This is a genomic window from Clostridium sp. AM27-31LB, from assembly GCF_003480745.1.
GTDB lineage: Bacteria > Bacillota > Clostridia > Lachnospirales > Lachnospiraceae > Butyribacter > Butyribacter intestini.
This window is the reverse complement of the sequence record NZ_QUJS01000008.1, coordinates 33,394-53,817: the sequence shown is the minus strand read 5'-3', so window position 1 is coordinate 53,817 and position 20,424 is coordinate 33,394. Positions and strand designations below refer to the sequence as shown.

At 35.8% G+C, this 20,424-nt stretch carries 17 protein-coding genes and 1 tRNA gene; 1 reads left to right on the top strand and 17 read right to left on the bottom strand.

Features of this window, described 5'->3' with window-relative positions; translation table 11 throughout:
• Window positions 1–73 precede the first annotated feature (73 nt).
• From DW721_RS11880 to DW721_RS11825, 12 genes are all read right to left on the bottom strand, one after another.
• A complete protein-coding gene (locus DW721_RS11880; RefSeq protein ID WP_118745873.1) occupies window positions 74–2,446 on the bottom strand; it encodes a cell division FtsA domain-containing protein in 2,373 nt (790 codons plus the stop codon).
• 145 nt (window positions 2,447–2,591) lie between these two features.
• Window positions 2,592–5,222 carry a CotH kinase family protein gene (locus tag DW721_RS11875; RefSeq protein WP_118745872.1) on the bottom strand — a complete coding sequence of 877 codons (2,631 nt, stop codon included), beginning with the start codon at window positions 5,220–5,222 and terminating at the stop codon, window positions 2,592–2,594.
• A gap of 153 nt (window positions 5,223–5,375) precedes the next feature.
• The gene (locus DW721_RS11870; protein ID WP_118499190.1) at window positions 5,376–6,053 is read right to left on the bottom strand and encodes a uracil-DNA glycosylase; all 678 of its coding nucleotides are present in this window, start codon (window positions 6,051–6,053) and stop codon (window positions 5,376–5,378) included.
• Window positions 6,054–6,082: 29 nt separating this feature from the next.
• Window positions 6,083–6,844 carry an imidazole glycerol phosphate synthase subunit HisF gene (gene hisF / locus DW721_RS11865; protein WP_055941333.1) on the bottom strand — a complete coding sequence of 254 codons (762 nt, stop codon included), beginning with the start codon at window positions 6,842–6,844 and terminating at the stop codon, window positions 6,083–6,085.
• Window positions 6,845–7,029: 185 nt separating this feature from the next.
• Window positions 7,030–7,635, bottom strand: coding sequence for an imidazole glycerol phosphate synthase subunit HisH (gene hisH / locus DW721_RS11860; RefSeq protein ID WP_022015089.1), 606 nt, complete (start codon window positions 7,633–7,635; stop codon window positions 7,030–7,032).
• Between the two features lie 172 nt (window positions 7,636–7,807).
• On the bottom strand, window positions 7,808–9,616 hold the full coding sequence (locus tag DW721_RS11855) for a hypothetical protein (protein WP_118745871.1): 1,809 nt from the start codon (window positions 9,614–9,616) through the stop codon (window positions 7,808–7,810).
• A 35-nt stretch (window positions 9,617–9,651) separates the two neighbouring features.
• Window positions 9,652–10,557, bottom strand: a complete 906-nt coding sequence (locus DW721_RS11850) for a chemotaxis protein (protein WP_022015091.1) — start codon at window positions 10,555–10,557, stop codon at window positions 9,652–9,654.
• Between the two features lie 39 nt (window positions 10,558–10,596).
• Entirely contained in the window at window positions 10,597–11,322 is a 726-nt protein-coding gene (locus DW721_RS11845) for a DUF4352 domain-containing protein (protein WP_118745870.1), read from the bottom strand.
• A gap of 162 nt (window positions 11,323–11,484) precedes the next feature.
• Entirely contained in the window at window positions 11,485–13,068 is a 1,584-nt protein-coding gene (locus DW721_RS11840) for a HAMP domain-containing sensor histidine kinase (RefSeq protein WP_022015093.1), read from the bottom strand.
• Window positions 13,069–13,105: 37 nt separating this feature from the next.
• A complete protein-coding gene (locus tag DW721_RS11835) occupies window positions 13,106–13,780 on the bottom strand; it encodes a response regulator transcription factor (RefSeq protein ID WP_118745869.1) in 675 nt (224 codons plus the stop codon).
• Window positions 13,781–13,829: 49 nt separating this feature from the next.
• Complete coding sequence (locus DW721_RS11830; RefSeq protein WP_022015095.1) at window positions 13,830–14,447, bottom strand: hypothetical protein; 618 nt, start codon at window positions 14,445–14,447, stop codon at window positions 13,830–13,832.
• Between the two features lie 100 nt (window positions 14,448–14,547).
• On the bottom strand, window positions 14,548–15,201 hold the full coding sequence (locus tag DW721_RS11825) for an HAD-IA family hydrolase (protein ID WP_118745868.1): 654 nt from the start codon (window positions 15,199–15,201) through the stop codon (window positions 14,548–14,550).
• A gap of 446 nt (window positions 15,202–15,647) precedes the next feature.
• On the opposite strand from DW721_RS11825, the gene gdhA reads away from it, so the two are divergent.
• Window positions 15,648–17,000, top strand: coding sequence for an NADP-specific glutamate dehydrogenase (gene gdhA, locus DW721_RS11820; protein ID WP_022015097.1), 1,353 nt, complete (start codon window positions 15,648–15,650; stop codon window positions 16,998–17,000).
• Window positions 17,001–17,205: 205 nt separating this feature from the next.
• Here the strand turns inward: gdhA and DW721_RS11815 are convergent, their stop codons facing one another.
• From DW721_RS11815 to DW721_RS11795, 5 genes are all read right to left on the bottom strand, one after another.
• The gene (locus DW721_RS11815) at window positions 17,206–17,706 is read right to left on the bottom strand and encodes a TFIIB-type zinc finger domain-containing protein (RefSeq protein ID WP_118745867.1); all 501 of its coding nucleotides are present in this window, start codon (window positions 17,704–17,706) and stop codon (window positions 17,206–17,208) included.
• Between the two features lie 194 nt (window positions 17,707–17,900).
• On the bottom strand, window positions 17,901–18,626 hold the full coding sequence (locus DW721_RS11810) for a zinc dependent phospholipase C family protein (RefSeq protein WP_147355406.1): 726 nt from the start codon (window positions 18,624–18,626) through the stop codon (window positions 17,901–17,903).
• A 165-nt stretch (window positions 18,627–18,791) separates the two neighbouring features.
• On the bottom strand, window positions 18,792–19,376 hold the full coding sequence (locus DW721_RS11805) for a SprT family zinc-dependent metalloprotease (protein WP_118745865.1): 585 nt from the start codon (window positions 19,374–19,376) through the stop codon (window positions 18,792–18,794).
• A 103-nt stretch (window positions 19,377–19,479) separates the two neighbouring features.
• Window positions 19,480–19,552: transfer RNA gene (locus DW721_RS11800), tRNA-Thr, on the bottom strand.
• Between the two features lie 69 nt (window positions 19,553–19,621).
• Window positions 19,622–20,341: a pseudouridine synthase gene (locus tag DW721_RS11795; protein ID WP_022015101.1), complete on the bottom strand. Its 720-nt coding sequence runs from the start codon at window positions 20,339–20,341 to the stop codon at window positions 19,622–19,624.
• Window positions 20,342–20,424 lie beyond the last annotated feature (83 nt).

Sequence of the window (20,424 nt, the reverse complement as noted above, 5' to 3'; positions counted from 1 at the left end):
CATCTTTTATTCTTCGTTCTCACGCATAGCAAGTCTGTGCAAAGCACAAATCTTGAGTGTGAAAATTTTAATTTCATACTACCCACTGAATTACAACAGCATCACCATCATTTACCGGTGTCATAAAATCTCCATGAACACCATTTACCATTGTTTCAAGGTGGTCACCATGAGCTACTGATGTATCTACAGGATAAAAATCGAGTACATCTACAAGAATATATCTTTCTTTTCCCTTCATGATAACAGTGTCACCATTTACGGTAATCGTAATATCATCTACCCCTGCCCGTCCGTTCCTGGCAGTCGATACAGCATTTTCTTTTTCTGCCGGCTGTCCGTTTTCTAAAACCGATACGGAAGCTGCTTCTTCCTCAGGCTGTACTGTCACTTTCTCATCAGCTATTTCTTTTTTTATATTTTCCATGAAGCTTTTCTGTTCCCCGGCTGTCTCCCCTCCGGTACTGTGAGTCTCGATTTCATTAGCATCCACTCTGCCTATTTCATCTGTCTTATGTATGTTTTCTTTCAATGTGCTATCATACTTATCATTAACAGTATTATTATCTGATGCTATTTCATTTATTGAGTACACAACATCTGTTGGGAACTCAGGTTCACCGTATTTTGCATATAATTCATTATAATTAGGTTCTTCTTTTTTTATCTCGCAGAGAATAGAAAAATTGTCATAAACCTTTGTGTTCATATCAGCAGGAACATTGTTTACATACACCTTTCCGCTATAGATAATGTCCATAAATTCAAATACCTGTTTCAATGTATAATAATCAAGGAACCATATGTCATCACCATCTTTTATATCATAAAATCCTGAAACAAGTTCACCATTTACCGCAACATATCTTGGGCAGACAACTTCCTTATTATTGAATGTAAATTTAATAGTCGATTTATACTCTGGAATATCCTCTATCTCCAAAACAGCATCTTCTCCAACCGTTGACGGCTTTATATCGATTTTTGCATTTTGAATAACCGGTGTATTTATCCCTGCTTCGGCACCGTTCATCTTTATCACGCAGGCTTCTCCATGCTTTCCACGAGCCATACGCTTCTCACCGTTCACATTGTAAATAATGCTTTTTCCCCGTTTAGGGAAAAGATCCTCGTTTGGAAATCCGATGCTCATAGCAGCATCTATAATTGCCAGCTTACCATTATCATACAACTTGACTCTCTCATCATTTATATTCACAAATATAAAGTTATTTCGCTGTTCATAATAATTAAGACAGATTCCGACCGGAGTCACAAGAAGTGAATCAACCTTTATATCGTCCTGCATGAATTTAATATTTCCCATAACTTCTGAACCCCTGAGTGCAACTCTTTCTTTCGGAAGTTCAAGAAACTCAGCAAGGCTTTCCACAAAGCCTCTGATTTTTCCACCGCCACCTACTACAAAGACCGCACTGACTGACTTTCCACCGTTAAGTTCAATAATCTTACCAGCAATGCTCTTTGTAATTGACTGCACAGCATCTTTCACCACATCCGCTATCTCATCAGATGAAATCTTATATGGCAGTCCCATTATATCGTTAAATTCAACTTCTTCCTGCTCGGTACTCTTGCATTTAAGGGCATCTGCCTCATTAAAATCCGTCAGATAATGTTTTGCAAGGCACTCCGTTATCTCATCGCCGGCACTTGGAATCATGCCATATGCAATAATGCTTCCATCCTTTGTAATGGAAATATCGGATGTTCCTGCTCCTACATCGACAAGTGCGATATTTAATAATCGAAACCTCTCGGGTATTGCAACATTTATAGCTGCTATTGGCTCCAATGTAAGATTTGCAACATATAATCCGGCTCTCTCAACAGCAGTATAAAGTCCGTCAACTACTTCATCAGGAAGGAATGTTGCAATAATCTCACAAGAAATCTTATTACATTTATGTCCCTCAAGATTTGTTATTGCATATCCGTTCTGATAATAATGTTTTACTGAGTAACCAACACAATAAAATTTTATATCATCACTATTTTGTTCTTCCCTAAGCTTTTCATAAGCATTTTCTACACCGAGCATATCAAGTGTATATATTTTCTCAGTCGTGACAACCGTTTCTGAATTAAAATCTATCTCTGCCTCTGCCTCAACAGTCTTGAGCACTCGACCGGCGGCTGCTATACACACATCTTTGTATGTACGCCCGGTCATATACTCAAGTCTATCACGGATTTCACTGATAGTAGATGCAACCATATTTATATCATGTATCTGTCCATCAATCATGGCTCTTGTTTCATGTTCTTTTGATGTCTGTGCAACTACGGTAAATCCCTTTGTATCTCTGTAACCTATCGTTCCAACAATACTTCTCGTTCCTATATCAAGACCAAAAACGAGCTGCTCCGGGACACCTTCCATATTTACCTTTTTTACCTCGACATTTTCTGTCTCATCTATCACTATGGAACCCCCTTAATTATCACAATTATCAATATTTTACCAAATAAACAGACATAATACAAGTCTTAAACTCATCCCTTTGCCACACAAAAAGTAACAGTTCATCCTTTTATTATCCACACTATAAATGTGTATGATTACCTTTTTATTTAACCTTTACCGTAACTAATTCTGCTTTTTCAAGTGATGCACAATATACGACTATCGTAACTTTTCCTTTCTTTTTAGCGTGTATCATACCTGTTTCGTCAACCTGCACAACTTTCTTATTTGAAGATGCATAAGTTATATTAGGATTGTAGGCATTCTTAGGTAATAATGATACTTTGATTCTTGCATATTTTCCTTTTTTCAATGTAATTTTATTTTTAGCCACATTAAAATCGTTAAGTCCTGTAATTTTATCCCATGATACGATATGAATCTTACAACGCACTGCTTTTAAACCTTTTACCTTGGCTGTCACCGTGCAGACTCCCGGTTTTTCTGTGACAACATGAATCGTACCACTTTCATCTACCGTAACAATTTTCTTATCTGACGATTTCCATTTGATGCCCGATATGACAGCTCCAAATGGCTGAATTCCATATTTCATACTATAATCATCATATGGTGAAAGATATATATCATTGTATTGGAATATAAACTTTTTGACAGTATTTGCCTTAGTTTTCTTTTTCCACTTTGCATATAATGTCACTTTCTTATCTGTCAATGTTGTTAAATCATTCTTATCAAACTTAATCTCATATGTTTTTTTGCCCGCTTTTTGTTTATAGTACCATCCACAAAAACTATATCCCTTCTTAGTCGGTTCTTTAGGCAGTTCAACTCCAGTGTCAAATATATAATCTACCGTTGCATATGTTTTTCCATTCACCATAAATACAAACTGTCTGCTTGCACAATAATCATTTATTGAAGAAATATTTTTGTCTATCCAGTCTATTCTCTCACGAATCCACTGTTTTAATCTCTGTTCCTCAGAATCATATGTTATCTTTGCCATATTTTCTGTTGTTTTTCCAATATTCTCATCAATCTTCATGTCATTCACAATATCTTTCAACACATCGTTATATTCCAGTATATCATCCTGTGAATACATTTTGTTGACATAATAATTCGCTTTTTGTGAAGCATATTGTTTTTGCGAATATGTATCTATGATTCCTCCGTCCTTTATTCCCTCCAACAGTTTTTCTTTTATATAAGGCCATCTTGCCACAAATTTTTTTCTAAATTTTTCATTAGCAAACAACTTTGTAAACCATGCATTTCTATCAAGATTTAAACCTTCAACGCTGTTAGATGTATATTCTGTTGCTCCCCATGCAACATAATCAAAATCCCATAATGGTCCCCAGTATAGTTTTCCATCTCTTTTTTTATATAGGTATGTACTTCCTGATATAAACGCATCACCATTTAACGAAAATTCCTGTACCCAGTAATAGTCTATCGCTGAATCAACATCCATGTAATCTTCATAAGAAACTCCCTTACTGTCTTTAAATCCCTTTCCATATATGGCCGCCTCCGTCTGTTTAAGATAATCTGATATATAGTTATACTGTTCAAGATTTGTATAATCTTCAAAATCAGGACTTTCTATTGCAAATGCCATTCCTTTATCCGTTGTTATATTCATCCTATCATCTGCCTTTTCACATGAGAGAAGATAACCGCCTGTTATCGCAGAGCCACTTGTTACAGCCTTTGATTCATCATCAGCAGACAAATCATCAATATTTACCCTGTTTTTTCCGACGCGTACCTGCTCAGACAGATAATAACTACCAAGATATTTTCCGTTCATAACGACATTTACAAACTCACATTTCGGAGTATATTCAAGTCCGAGCACATTCCCAAGCCAATATGTAAATTTGTTTCTGAGCATTGATATGTCATAATAATTTGCGAGAAGTATCCAGTGTTTGTCAGAACCCATTCCTAACAAATCAGCCTTTTTGTCAAGTTTTAATTTGTATGGTTTTTTGTCAGGTCCCCAGGTTGAATTACCTCTGCCCCTTATATAATCAAGCTCATAAGTCTTTGTAGAAAGTTTCTTATCGGTATATTCTGATTTATACCCTTTAGGAATATCAACAGTCATATTTCCATAACACTCTGTCTGGTGATTTGGATCACCGTTCATTGCAGCTATCGGGGTCTTTGATTCATCAATATCAAGATCGACCATCGGAATATCTTCATCCAATACAAATGTATATTTTAATAATATTTTCAGACTCTTGCCTTTATATTCATTTCCATTATTATCCGTAAATTTAAAATATATTTTATGTTTTCCCTTTATCTCATCGGATATTTTTATACATCTATTGTCATCTGTACTCCACGCATTTTTTCTGTTTTGTCTTGTCAGCTTAACTTTTGCAAAACTCTTTGTCGAATCATCTAAATATAAAGAAAGCGTCACATCTCTTTTTCTCTCAGACGTACCTGAAAAAACAAGATATCCGCTTTTATCAGAAAAATCTATCTCTTTTGAAAGCATAAATCTGGCATTTTCAATTTCTTCGGTTTTTCCATCAACAAACAAGCCGTCTGTCTTGTTATCTTTCGACAAAGTCACTTTAGAATTGTCTGTACTAAACTCTTTTGAGTCATAAAGCTCCGTAAAATCAACTTTTTCTCCGGTTTTAATATAATTTTCCCCAGCCTTTGCATAATGTGATACGAAAAATACACTTACAACTGCTAACGCCGTCGCAATCCCTCTTGTTAAAATTTTTCTTTTTTTCATAAAAAAACACTCCTTTCAGATACAGATGCTGATTAGGCGGCTATGAAACATAAACAGCCCCTCGTTAAGGATATGTTAGCATAGACACATTTTTGACACAATATATCTGAAAGAAATGTAATTAATTCTTAAGTATTAACTTCCATAATAGCGTTATATATTTTCTATCTGCCAGTCGATTGGCTCTACTCCGTTTTCTTTAAGAAATTCATTTGTCTGACTGAAATGCCTGCATCCGTAAAATCCTCTGTAAGCTGAAAGCGGACTTGGATGCGGTGCTTTTAATATTAGATGTTTCGGATTTGTAAGCATAGGAATCTTACTCTGTGCAGGTCTGCCCCACAAAAGATATACTATAGGTCTGTCCTGCTCATTTACCGCATTTATGACAGCATCGGTAAAATGTTCCCATCCTTTATTCTGGTGTGAATTTGCCTGGTGAGCCCTTACCGTAAGCACCGTGTTTAACATAAGCACCCCCTGATCCGCCCATTTTTTGAGGTAACCGTTGTTTGGTATATAACAGCCGAGATCGTCATGCAATTCCTTGTATATATTTTGAAGCGACGGCGGTATCTCCTTCTGACTCGGCGGCACTGAAAAGCTAAGTCCGTGTGCCTGATTTACATTGTGATACGGGTCCTGTCCCAAAATCACTACTTTCACTTTTGACAATGGGGTAAAATGAAACGCATTGAATATATCATCTGCCGGTGGATATACAACAACTCTGCTGTACTCAGTCTTAACAAACTCGAACAAATCTTTATAATATGTTTTCGCAAACTCCGGCTTTAAAGCCGGAAGCCAGTCATTATCAATCATTCCCATAACTTTCTTCCTCTTTTCTGTAAATATGTTTAGAGTCTGACACTTATACCCTCTTCTCTAAGATACTTTTTCACCTCATTTATCTCAAGTTCTTTGTAGTGGAAAAGTGATGCTGCAAGCACTGCATCTGCATTTCCCTCTGTAAACGCTTCTTTAAAATGTTCAAGTTTTCCTGCTCCGCCTGATGCGATTACAGGTATATTTACATTGTCAGAAACAGTTCTTGTAAGTTCAATATCATATCCGTCTTTTGTTCCATCACAATCCATACTTGTGAGCAATATCTCACCGGCACCAAGTTCATACGCTTTCATCGCCCACTCAATAGCATCTATCCCCATATCAACACGACCACCGTTCTTAAAGATGTTCCAGCCTTTGCCATCCTCTCTCCTTTTCGCATCAATGGCAACAACAACACACTGGCTTCCAAATTTCATAGCCGCTTCAGATATAAGTTCAGGATTTAATATTGCAGCAGAATTTACGGCAACCTTGTCAGCCCCCTCTCTTAAAACAGCCTTAAAATCATCAACTGTCCTTATACCACCACCGACTGTAAATGGAATAAACACCGTTTCCGCTACTCTCCTTACCATATCTATCTTAGTCGCTCTCGCATCAGAAGATGCCGTTATATCAAGAAATACAAGTTCGTCTGCACCCGCTTTCCCATAAGCAGCACCAACAGTAACCGGGTCACCCGCATCTTTAAGATCAACAAAATTTACACCTTTAACAACTCTGCCGTTATTTACATCCAAACATGGAATTATTCTCTTTGTAAACATATATCTACCAAGCCTTTCCTTTGCTGCCTAATCACACCTGTAGTGCAACAGACCACTTTCTTTTCTGTTTCCAATTTCTGCACGATTTAATTTTTTAAACAACTATTTTTACACAACTAAGTATATAATGCTGCCTTGAATTTTTGCATTTACATTACCGTCTGTTTTAACTATCGCATCACATTTTATAATTCACAAAAATTCTTTAATATCTGCAATCCGACATCACCGCTTTTTTCCGGATGAAACTGGCAGGCAAATATATTGCCATGCTCAACAGATGCATGAATGTGTGTTATGTAATCGGTAGTTGCTGCTACATCGTTTTCATTTTCTGCCTGAAGATAATATGAATGAACAAAGTAAACATATGAATTGTCAGAAACACCTTTGAAAAGTCTGCTCCCATCTTTTATCTTAATTGAATTCCATCCCATGTGAGGAATTTTGTACCCATCTTTTTCTGGAAATTTGACTATCTTTCCCGGAAGAAGTCCAAGACCTTTTACGCCCGGTCCCTCCTCACTGCTCTCAAACATAAGCTGAAGTCCGAGACATATTCCTAAAAACGGTTTATTTTCTTTAACTATCTCATGTATTACCTCAACAAGACCAAATTTATTAAGTTTCTCCATCGCATCACCGAAAGCACCCACTCCCGGCAAGATAACTTTATCCGCTTTAAGAAGTTCATTTCTGTCTCTTGTGACTACACACTCCTCACCGAGATATAACAAAGCTTTCTCAACACTCTTAAGATTTCCTGCATCATAATCAATAATTGCTATCATTCTGTATATCACCTCTGCTGTCATTATTTTGTATGTTAAAAGTGTACCACATACGGGTGGTGTTGTCGATATGATAATTTCTGTACGATAAAGAAATACTTTTGACTATGTTCTCTGCTTTTTCAAACAAAAAAACTCACCGACTTTTTTATACCAGTGAGTTTTTATTTATTTACTTAGCTGCAATAGCATTAACTTTGCTTGTATATTCACTGCTGCCTAAGCTAAGAATATCATATGACTGTGACTTTGACAGACCAAATTCATCTGACAAAATATCAAGTATCTTATCATAAACACTCGCAAGGTCGTTTTCTATCTCAAGGTCATATGCAGTCTTTTTATTTGCATCATATTTCTTAAGTCCCATAAGAAGAGCGTCCAATGCTTCAGGATATTTTTTGACATTTTCATAGTTCTGATAGGAATCAAGAGCATGTTGAACTTTCATAACAGTCACAATCTTTTTATACTGCTCAGGATTTTTTTCCTTCATGTTTGTCCCTACAGCAGATTCATATGCCTGCGAATATCTGTGCATTTCAAAGTAATTTGTAGCTTTCTTCTTATCCAAACCGCTTCCAAAACTGTTTGTACCGATAATTATTCCGGCGAGTATTATAACTCCAAATACAGCTACTATTGAAACTCCAACCTTGTTAAGTTTTCCTACTACTTCATTTGCAGCAGCTTCTCTTTCGGCTTCTTTCTGTGCCTGTTTTTCCGCTTTCTTTGCTGCTTTTTCCTCCGCTTTTTTCGCTTTTGCTGCAGCTTTCGCCTCTGCCTTTTCAGCCTTCAGCTTTTCTTTTTCTTCCTTTTGCTTTGCTTTCTCAGCAGCCTTTTCTTCTTTTACTTTTTCGGCTTCTTCTTTTTTAGCAGCCTCTTCTTCTTCCTGTTTTTTCTCTGCTTCCGCTATCTCATCCGTGACTACATTTCCAAAAACTTTTTTGAAAATGCTCTGTTTTTCACCATCATCTTCCTTTTCTTCATTCTGAGGGAGTATATTGGATATGTCCTCCTCTTCTTGCATAGGTATATCAGGAATCTCTGATATATCAGGAATTTCTTCATTTGAAACGCTGTCAAGGCTTATAACATCATCAGATGTTGAGTCATCACTAAGCATCCCCAACAAATCAGACAGATCATCCGCTTTCTGTCCATCACCTGCATCTGATCCACTATTCTCCTTCGACTGTTCTTCCGACTCATCACCTATAGAACCATTTTTATCAAAATTGTCCAAAAGACCTCCGAGCATATCATCTATAGAACCTGATTCGTCATCAGCTGTTCCATCTTCTGTAAGTGACATTATGTCATTATCAGACTGTTCCTCGTCTGCTCCGTCCTCTGAGAGCGACATTATATCTGCATCTGACTGTTCCTCATCTGCTCCGTCCTCTGAAAGCGACATTATATCTGCATCTGACTGTTCTTCATCTGCCCCATCTTCTGAGAGCGACATTATATCTGCGTCTGACTGTTCTTCATCTGCTCCGTCCTCTGAGAGTGACATTATATCTGCACCCGACTGTTCAGCTTCTGCATCTGATTGAGTTTCTATCTCAGTATCTTTTTCTGCTGCAATATCTTCTGATACCTGCGGTTCTTCGACAGTACTATCATCCGCCGCATTATTATCATCATCTTTTATCTCCGGATATGTAGTTTTTATATCTGACCCGTCAGATAATTCCGATGCTATTCCATCGTCTTCTGAAAAATCTATGTCAGGAAGTGGTATATCAATATCGTCTTCTGACTCATCCTGATGTCCGGACTCATCAAAATCAATAGTTGAAGCTACATCCGAAACTCCTGACAGATCGTCCATATTATCCAACTCATCTATCTGTGGTAATCCCTCAAGTGCTGAAAGATCATCATATTCTGCAAAATCTTCATCTCCTGAATTATCGCCAATATCCGGATTATCTTCCTGTAAACCTTCCTTTTCAATATTATCTTCTTCTCTCAATCCAATTATCTCCTTGCTTGATTTACCTATTTGGCCTATTCATTTCCAACCAATTTGTCAATAGCAGCAACAAGCTGGCCGATTTCCGGTTTGGAAAGCTGTGCATCCGCACCGAGCTGTTCACCTTTTATCTTCATTTCCTGATTTACAAGTGATGAGAATATAACTACAGGTATATGATTCATATCACCATTTTCTTTAACCAGCTTGGTAAGACGATGACCATCCATCTGAGGCATCTCAATATCTGTTATAATACATGCTACTTTTGAATCAAGATCACCACTTGCATTATATTCCTGAAGTTTATCCCAGCACTCCTTACCATTTGCTGTTGTTGTCAGATTTGTATATCCTGCCTGTTCAAGACAGTTCACTATCATCTTGCTAAGTAATTGTGAATCCTCTGCTATAAGTATAGGTGTTTCATTCCTTGTTCTGTGTTGCATTCTCTCAACATCTGACATTCTAAGTCCCGTCTCAGGATTTATATCTGCTACGATTTTTTCAAAATCAAGAATGATTATAAGTTTTCCATCTATTCTGACAATTCCTGTTGCCATGCCCTCTCCGCCTGTATTTACTGTTGAATCCGGCTTAACTATATCTGACCATGACACTCTGTGTATTCCCAAAACACCATTTACATGAAATGCCGTATTTAATTTATTGAAATTTGTAACTATATACATATCTCCTGTCGGTGTTTCAGGCTTTGGCAGATGAAGACACTCTGCAAGATCTATAATTGAGATAATCTCATCTCTCGGCATAAATATACCTTCTATGCGTGGATCAGCATTCGGTACAGGTGTAGGTGTCTGAAAAGAAATAATCTCCCTTATTTTTGCGACATTTATTCCATAGTAATTGTTTGCAACACGAAACTCTAATATTTCCAGTTCATTTGTTCCACTCTCTAATAAGATTCCTGTTTCCATATCCTTACCTCCAATATCTTTTCACATTTGTAAGTTTATTTATTTAATATTTACCTGTGCCATCATATCTTTGTTGGTTACTTCCAAAAGAACATTTTTCAACTTTGTACCCGAAGGAATTTCAAATACAAGTATCGAATTTACACTTTTTCCTCCAGCTACAGTTTTCTTTATAAAATGAATGTCCTCGTTTGCAATAGTTAAAAGCGGAGTGCCCATATCTTTACCATCAACATTCAAAACATATGAACTCTTATTTTTTGTCATATCAATCTTTTTGTTTTGTCCGGAAGTATTTTTAAATTTTATATTGACAACAAACAGCTTTTTACCCTTGTGTGCTGATATATCTGATACCCCCGTGCTGATAGCACTGTCATACTTATAACCGGTTACTTTTGCTTTAAATCCGGATAAATTCATGGCATCACTAAGTGATACCGACTTTTGCTGCGGCTCTGATGACTCCGTTGGATTATCTGAATTTAAAGGTGTGACCGGCTGCATGGTACTACCTATCTCCGGCGAAGCTGTCGGTTTCGGAACTGCTGTCGGCTGTATCTGAGGAGTTGCCGTCGGTTCTTCCTGATAATTATCATTGTCTAACTTCATATTATATGTATAATTTTTATCACTCTTTAACAGACTATCTGCCATATACTCTGCTATCGCATTATTCTGATCTTCTGTCAATGTCTGAACACTCGCACATCCTGTCAGACAAACTGCCGTGGCTGCTGCCACAATGAACATCCCTTTTCTCATATTGTCCCTCCGTGCTTTATACACATTGCAAATGAGTATTCTTACTTACTGTCCACATTTTGCTGTGAACTGTAATGATTTTCCATCATTACCACCCATTTTTCATCTTTTTATATAATACCACATTTGTGACATTATCGTCAACGAATATGTGCTCCCTTATTAATTTTCTATATCAAGCTCAAACCAGAACTCTACTCCATCCTCATGATTGAGGACACCGCACTTTTGATTCATTGATTCCATTATTGCCTTTACGATTGACAAACCTATACCGCTTCCACCGTACTCTCTTGTTCTCGCTTTATCTACTTTATAAAACTTTATCCATATTTTGTCGAGTTCCTCCTCCGGAATACATTTTCCGGTGTTAAAGACGCTGACTCTCACAACTTTATCCGTTTTTTTCAGGCTTACTTTTATTTTTTTCTCGCCATCAACATGATTTATCGCATTGCTGACATAATTCGTAACTACTTCTTCTATCATATATTCATCAGCCCAAACATAAATCTGCGGATAATCATCTATCTCTATCTGTGCCTCTTTTTGTTTTGCAAGAAGAGTTGCTGAATTTATTACCGTCCTTACAACCTGAACAATATCAAAATGTTCAAAATTCACCTGGTTATTTCCAAACTCTATCTGATTTAATGTGAGAAGCTTCTTTACCATCTTATTCATTTTATCAGCCTCGTCCATTATAACTTCGCAATAAAATTTCCTGCTCTCACTGTCATCATTTATATTATCATAAAGACCTTCCGCATATCCCTGTATAAGTGCAATAGGTGTTTTAAGTTCATGTGATACATTTGATAGGAACTCTTTACGCATTTCGTCTATCTGTATCTTCTTTTCAATATCCTTTTGCAATTCATTGTTTGCTGTCTTTAATTCTGAAATCTTTTCTTCCAGGTTTTCCGACAATGTATTTATGCTGCTGCCCAGTACACCTATCTCATCATGTTCTTTAACCGGATATCTTACTTCAAAATTAAAATCTGCCATCTTCTGTGCTATCTCTGTCAGTTTTCTGATTGGCTTCGTAAAATTATTTCCTATAAATACCATCAGAATCACACCGGATATTATAACACCCACACCGACATAAAGAAGAAATGAATTAAATATACCTATATTTTCTGCCATGCTCTGATAGTTCGTACTTACATATACAAAGGCTCCCGAATCAAGCTTGCCAAAAAGTTCAATATAATATGAACCTATCCTCTCATCAAGCACCTTATATACACAATATTCATTTTTCATATCAATAAGATTACGCTTTTTATCCCTGACATAATAACTTTGTGAATCCTCAATACCAACAACATAATCTTTAGTTTTGTCTATAATGTTCTGCCTTTGAAATTCAGTAATAACTTTTTCACTTGGATAATCATATTGATAATATACTTTTCCAAAAAAATTGTTCAGTCTGAATATATACACACTGGATGTGTTATTCGCAGACATTATTTCAAGATTAAGCGTCGAATCGTCCGATAATCCTGTCGACTCTCCACTACTGTAATCCTTATCTTTATTTACTATTGAATTTGCTTCCTCATAACATTCTTCAAGCATTGATACTTTGCTGTGCTGATAATAAGAGGGCAGAAAAACCCTGTTCATAAACCATATTGCCGCCAATGTAAATCCCAACATTCCTATCATTATCAATATAAGCTTAGTACGTATGGATTTAATCCCATAAAATCTTTTTTGTCTTTTCAGCTCCATACATGCCACCTCCATTAAAAGCTATATTGCAAATTTCCTAAGACACTTCAAATTTGTATCCCATTCCCCAGATTGTCTTTATGTATTCCCCTTTTTTGCCAAGCTTACTACGCAATTTTTTTACATGGGTATCTATTGTCCTTGCATCTCCGAAATAATCATAATTCCAGACATTATTTAAAATGCGTTCTCTTGACAGTGCAACGCCTTGGTTTGTCACAAAATATGTAAGCAGTTCAAACTCTTTAAAGCTTAATTCAATTTGCTTTCCATCAATCTTAACCTCATGTGCAGACTGATTTATACAAATACCACCTACCTCTATATCTCCATCATCAAGAGCATTTGTTCTTCTTAGTATTGCCTCAACCCTTGCAACAAGAATCTTAGGACTAAATGGTTTTGAAATATATTCGTCTACGCCAAGTTCAAATCCAAGAAGTTCATCTTTTTCGTCACTTTTTGCCGTAAGCATTATTATAGGTACCTGAGAATATTTCCTTATTTCTCTTACAACCTCCCAGCCATCCATTTTAGGCATCATAACATCGAGCAGTATAAGTGCTATATCTTTATTTTCATAAAACTTATCTACAGCCTCTTCTCCGTCACCTGCTTCTAAAACATCGAAATTACTTTTAACTAAGAAGTCCTTGACAAGCTTTCTCATTCTCGCTTCATCATCAACAACCATAATTTTCAATTTTTCCATAATAACCCTCTTTTCTGCATATGTTTTTGATACCGGTAAAATTTTACCCTTACTTATTTTTCAATCTTTCTTCTTTTTCCTGTATCTCTTTTTCTCTCTTATCTAGTGCTTTTTCTTTATCACTTAAATCCTGCTCCCATTTTTCATACTTGTCGATTAATTCATTTTCCATATTTGATTTATAATCAGTGAAATACGTAAATACAGAATACTTTGACTTCACTGTTATGAATATGACTGCTATAAGCAATATGCATAAAAAAACAATAGCCATATTTTTTATTTTTTTTCCTGCTTTTTCCGCTTCATAAGCATTTTTATATTTCTCCACATTTTTTTCCAGCACATCTTTGTCCGTAATACTTTTCCCTGACATTTTTTCTTTAACTCTCGGCACAACCGGTACATATGCCAGTTGGTTTTCTTTAACTATTCCTGAAGAAAGAAGTCTTTTTCGCATATTTTCTATAAATTCAAGTCCAATAACCGTCTGAAACGACTTTTTTTCCACAGCCTTATTATATATTTTTAAGACTGCTTTCATATCAGACATATTTGAATTTGCGACAAGATATTCTATAGTTTCTTTTTCCTTGCATGCTCTTTCATAGTCTTTTCTTGTTGAAAACACAAATCCGTCAAGTATAAATCTTTTATCATCTCTCATACTTTATCCCCCATGTCTGCACACTATGCTTTTAAACTGTCAAACTTATCATTGTAAACAGTTTTAATTTTTTCCATATAATTATATCATAAATTTGTGTTTATCCGGTGATTATTTTGACAATTTCCTCAACTTTTGAAACAATATAATCGGCACCCGCATCTTCTAACTCACCTGATTTTGCAAAGCCATAATAAACACCAAGAACATCTATTCCACAATTATGTGCTCCTACTACATCATGTTTTCGGTCACCTACCATAAGCACTGATTCCTTTTCAGCATCCGTTATCCCAAGTCTTTTTAAAGTTTCCTCTATAACACTCTGTTTTGTATTTCTGACCGCATCAAATGTGCTTCCTGTTATTTCTTTAAAATATTTCTTCAGCCCGAAATGTTCAATAATCCTTTTTGCTGTCTCCTCTGGCTTAGATGTTGCTACTGCCAGTATATACCCGTTTTCTTTTAATGTCTTTAACATTTTTTCGATTCCATCATACGGCTCATTTTCAAAAAGTCCGGTAACATTATATCTCTCCCTGAACTTTGTCGTTGCCGCTTCTGCTTCTTTTTCTGACATTTTGCTTATTGTCATAAATCCTTCCGTAAGCGGCGGACCTATAAATTCAAGCAGTCTGTCAGTTTCAGGAATTTCCCATTTGGCTGCTTCTAATGCATATTTAACACAATTTGTTATTCCCTTACTTGAATCAGTAATTGTACCGTCAAGGTCGAATAAAATATATTTATACATAAATTTATACCTCATTTTGTTTTTTTCAATACTTCATATAAAATAAAAAGAGCCCGGGAAGGCTCTTTTTATCGGATAACTCGTGTTATCCAGCGTATAATAGGGTGGGAGTAGAAAGTTTTCACTTTCTGAAACAAAATTATAATCATTAAATATGTCCAAATTATGTCCAAATTGTTAATATGTCGTTCATATTTTAGTTTTTATTAAATTATTTTTATATTTGTTGTTAAATTGTATAAAATCAACCAAAAATATGTAATACTCAACATTTTTTGATTGATTTTTGTTAAAAATTGTGCAATACTGTTTTAGGAATGTTTTACAATTTTTGTGTATCTTTAATATATATTTTGGGATATTTACATAGATATACATTATATTTAATCTTTTACCGGATACAAACATTCAAAATATTATATATTTATTCAGGAGGTTTTTTTACAATGGCGTTAAAAAATCAGTATCTTATTGACTTACTTGAAACAGTAAAAAAGAGAAATGCAGGCGAGCCTGAATTTATCCAGGCAGTTATGGAAGTATTTACTTCACTTGAGCCTGTTGTTGAAAAAAGACCTGACTTAGTAGAAGCAGGCGTATTTGAAAGAATCGTTGAGCCTGAAAGACAGATCATTTTCCGTGTACCTTGGGTAGATGATAATGGTAAAGTACAGGTAAACAGAGGTTTCCGTATCCAGTTCAACTCTGCTATCGGACCATACAAGGGAGGTCTTAGACTTCATCCTTCAGTTTACAGTGGTATCATTAAATTCTTAGGTTTTGAGCAGATCTTCAAAAACTCACTTACAACACTCCCTATGGGTGGTGGTAAAGGTGGTTCCGACTTCAATCCTAAGGGTAAGAGCGATGGAGAAGTTATGCGTTTCTGCCAGAGCTTCATGACAGAACTTTGCAAACATATCGGTCCTGACTGTGATGTTCCTGCCGGTGATATTGGAACAGGTGCAAGGGAAATCGGTTATATGTTCGGACAGTACAAGAGACTCCGCAATGAGTGGTCTGGTGTTCTTACTGGAAAAGGACTTACATACGGTGGTTCTTTAGCACGTACAGAAGCAACAGGATTTGGTCTTTGCTATTTCACAAATGAAATGCTCAAGGCTAATGGTAAGAGTTTCAAGGATCAGACAGTTGTTATCTCAGGTTCAGGTAATGTAGCTATCTATGCTACAAAGAAAGCTACAGAATTTGGTGCAAAAGTTGTTGCTTTATCTGATTCAAACGGATATGTTTATGATCCTGATGGAATCGAGCTTGAAATAGTTCAGCAGATTAAAGAAGTTGAAAGAGGACGTATCAAAGAGTATGTTGACAGAACATCCCACAAGAATGCTACATATACAGAAGGATGCAAGGGTATCTGGAGCATTAAGTGTGATATCGCACTTCCATGTGCTACTCAGAATGAGATTGATGGCGAAAGTGCTAAACTCTTAGCTGAAAACGGATGCTTCGCAGTATCTGAGGGTGCTAATATGCCTTCTACTCCTGAAGCTATTGATGTTTATTTTGCAAACAATATGCTTTATGGACCAGCTAAAGCCGCAAATGCAGGTGGTGTTGCAACATCAGGTCTTGAGATGAGCCAGAACTCTGAGAGACTTTCATGGACATTTGAAGAAGTTGACAGCAAACTTCACAACATCATGAAAGAAATCTTCAAGTCTTGTGACGAAGCTGCTAAAGAATTTGGTATGCCTGGTAACTACATGGCAGGTGCTAATATTGCCGGATTCCTTAAAGTCGCTGAAGCAATGAAGGCTCAGGGATGCTGCTAATTATTTAGCTTTTCTCATATTAATATAAATAAACAAGCCCCTCATTATAAATATTGAGGGGCTTGTTTTTGTATTACATGAGTAATTTGCCTATTTATATTTATTTTTTCTTCTCTTTACATTTCATTCTATACTCTTTTCTCTATTTATTTTTTACTTACATTTTGTTCTATTTTTATTTTTACTTGTTATTTTATTTTTTAACTTACCACTGATCTTTGATGTGATTAAGATAGTGCATCCTGTCTTTTTCATACTTATCTTTTGTTTCCTTATCTCTTGCCTGCTTTGATATGGCAAATTTTCTCCGCTGTGCTTCTTCATTTTTAAAAATATTCATAATCCCTTTACTGGTATCTTCGATACATTCTTTGCAATATCTCCCTATCGGAAAAAGTGCACCGCACCTCTCGCATCTTTCCGCCTCTTTTAATTCCCCAGGCATTTCAAGTCTGCCTTTCTCAAGAAGCATATCTATTACTTCAAGTTTTACCCCAGTCTTCACCGAAATCTCAACTGCTGGTGCCGGTCCATTTTCATCAATATATTTTTTTATCAATCCAAAATCATCATAATAATCTATGTGACATCTTTGACATACATATCTTCCACTTCCTTTAAAATACAATCTTGCTCCACATCTTTCACATTTTGTCGGAATATTCTTTTCTATTTGTTCCAATATATCGTCTCTGTCGTATCCCATTTTTTGCGCTCCCTTGTAAACTTTAATCGTCAAACGGATTCGTAGCATCTACACCGACTGCTCTTATAGCACAGTCAGATACACTTGTAAATTTTAATTGTCTAACGGATTCGTGGCATCTACACTGACTACTCTTATAGCACAGTCAGATACACTTATAAACTTTAATTATCTAATGGATATTTATTGTACGCTTACACATCTAAATAGCTCTCATTTTTAAGCCTGTCTAGTATATAATTGACCGTATCCCCGCAGAATTTAAGTATGCTGTTATAATCAAGGAATCTACTATTTTCTTCAATATGTTTTTCTTCAAAAAAATACTTTATTATCCATCTGCGGCTCTTGTCAAGCTCCTCTTTTGTTATCATATTTTTTATATAATAATCTCTAGTTTCTCTCAATATCTTTTCTGCCTCTGAAAGCTCCGGCATCTCTTTAACAAGTTTAAAATCAACAAGATCCGTATCCTTGTTAAAATACACAAAAGTTTCTCTATCACGCTCTGTCAGACCTATTTTACTTATATTTTGAAAATATTTTGGTCTTTCGTATAAAATAAACCTTTTATCTGTCATCATGTGAGTTATATAACCAAGATAGAGTCCTGATGCCACTCTTTCATCCTCGCAATGCTCTCTCCAAAAGTCAGCCATTCTTTTTTCAAACAACTTTATTGTTCCGTTTTTCCCAAAATCACCATCGGGTATTCCATCCCTAAAATGTGTATGAAGCTTCATGTTCCTCTCATAATTTTTTCTTTCCATTATCCCATCAGGACATATGTTACCCGCAATAAACATATTTTTATCAAAATGAATATTGCTGCCGTCTGCCAATCTTATCTTATAACCATTTTTTTTGATATTTTCAGCAATCCTGACTGCGATAACAAGATGAATCATCGTTCCTGCCATTGTCATTCATCCTTCCTTCTTATTAATTCTATTGATTTCCATTTATTAACACATAGTCATGTGGACATTCGCACTCCACTATTCTACTTGCTCATAACACTATTTGGTTATTTACTTAGCATCACTTATGTTATTATCTATCCTCCTAAACACCGTGTCAATATTTTATCTTCTCAACATACGCTCTATCAATGCTCCTCCATTCTCATTAAGCCACTTTTTATAATTTGGGTAATCAGGCATATACCTTTCAACTTCCTTCCAAAATTTTTTGGAATGGTTCATCTGCCTTAAATGACAAAGCTCATGCACGACTACATAATCCAGCACCTTGTCAGGCATGAGCATTAAAAGACAATTAAAATTCAAATTTCCTTTACTGCTGCAGCTTCCCCATCTTGTTTTTTGGTTTCTTATCGTAATCCTGCCATAAATTACTCCCATTATCTCTGCATAATATTTTACTTTATCTGGAATTACTGACAATGCTTTTTGACATAATTTCTCTATATCTGCATTCGTAAGTGCCGGTTCTTTTTTCTGCTTTTTATTTTCTTCTGCCTTAAAATACATCTGTACAAGGTGCTTCTTTATCCAATTCTGTTTCTCCTCAACAAATTTTATGATTTCATTTTGAGGTATTTTCTCAGGGGCTCTCACAACAACTCTCATATCCGGTCTTATTTCTATTGCAAGCGTTTTTCTTTTACTTCTTATTACTTCTATATGTGTTTTATCATCTAAATCCATTTTTTATATTTGCTCTCCATCTCCAGCATATGCATATTATTGATAGTTTTTTTGTAACAAAAAAAGCCCTGATAATATCAATATTTTCAAGACTTTCCATTTAAGCTGAAAATGGGACTCGAACCCACGACCCCTTCATTACGAGTGAAGTGCTCTACCAACTGAGCTATTTCAGCACTGCCTTAATAGTTTACCTTATTTTTCTGTTTAGGTCAAGTATCTTTTAAATATTTTATAACATATTTTTAATTATTTTTCAATTCTATGATTTCCTGCTCGGTAAGTTTCCGGTAATTGCCCTTTTTAAGTTTGCTGTCAAGAATAAGACTTCCCATGCTCACCCTTTTCAGATATGTAACTGTCTTGCCGAGTTTTTTCATCATTCTCTTAACCTGGTGAAATTTTCCTTCATGTATTGTCAGATAACATGATGATATATTATTCTGAATATCTGTTTTTAATATTTCCATTTTTGCAGGAATTGTATTTTTCTCTTCACCTATATCAAGACCTTTTTCCACTGCATCCACATCAACATCATCAAGTATTCCTGAAACTTCAACATAGTATGTTTTTTCCACATGATTTTTGGGAGCTAATAATCTGTGAGCCAGCTCTCCGTCATTTGTTATAAGTAAAAGTCCCTCTGTATCTATGTCTAATCTCCCTACAGGAAACAGGTCCTTTTTTTCCGATGAACTTATTATATCCACAACTGTCTTATGCTCCCTATCTGTTGTTGCCGATACAAATCCTTTGGGCTTATTCAACATATAATATTCATACTTATTATATTTAATCTGCCTGCCATCTACACTGACTATTGATAATTTCTCATCAATTTTAGTTTCAGGCTTTTTTACCTCATTTCCATCTACAGTTACACTTCCTGTTCTCACTATCTTTTTTACTTCACTTCTTGTCCAGCCGGACATTTCAGAAAGGAACTTGTCTAATCTTATCATATCAGTCTCCTAAATCGGGCTGAACACTCATGTCCAGCCCGGTTCACTTCAAATTCACTCATTGCCGCATAGTTTTGACTACC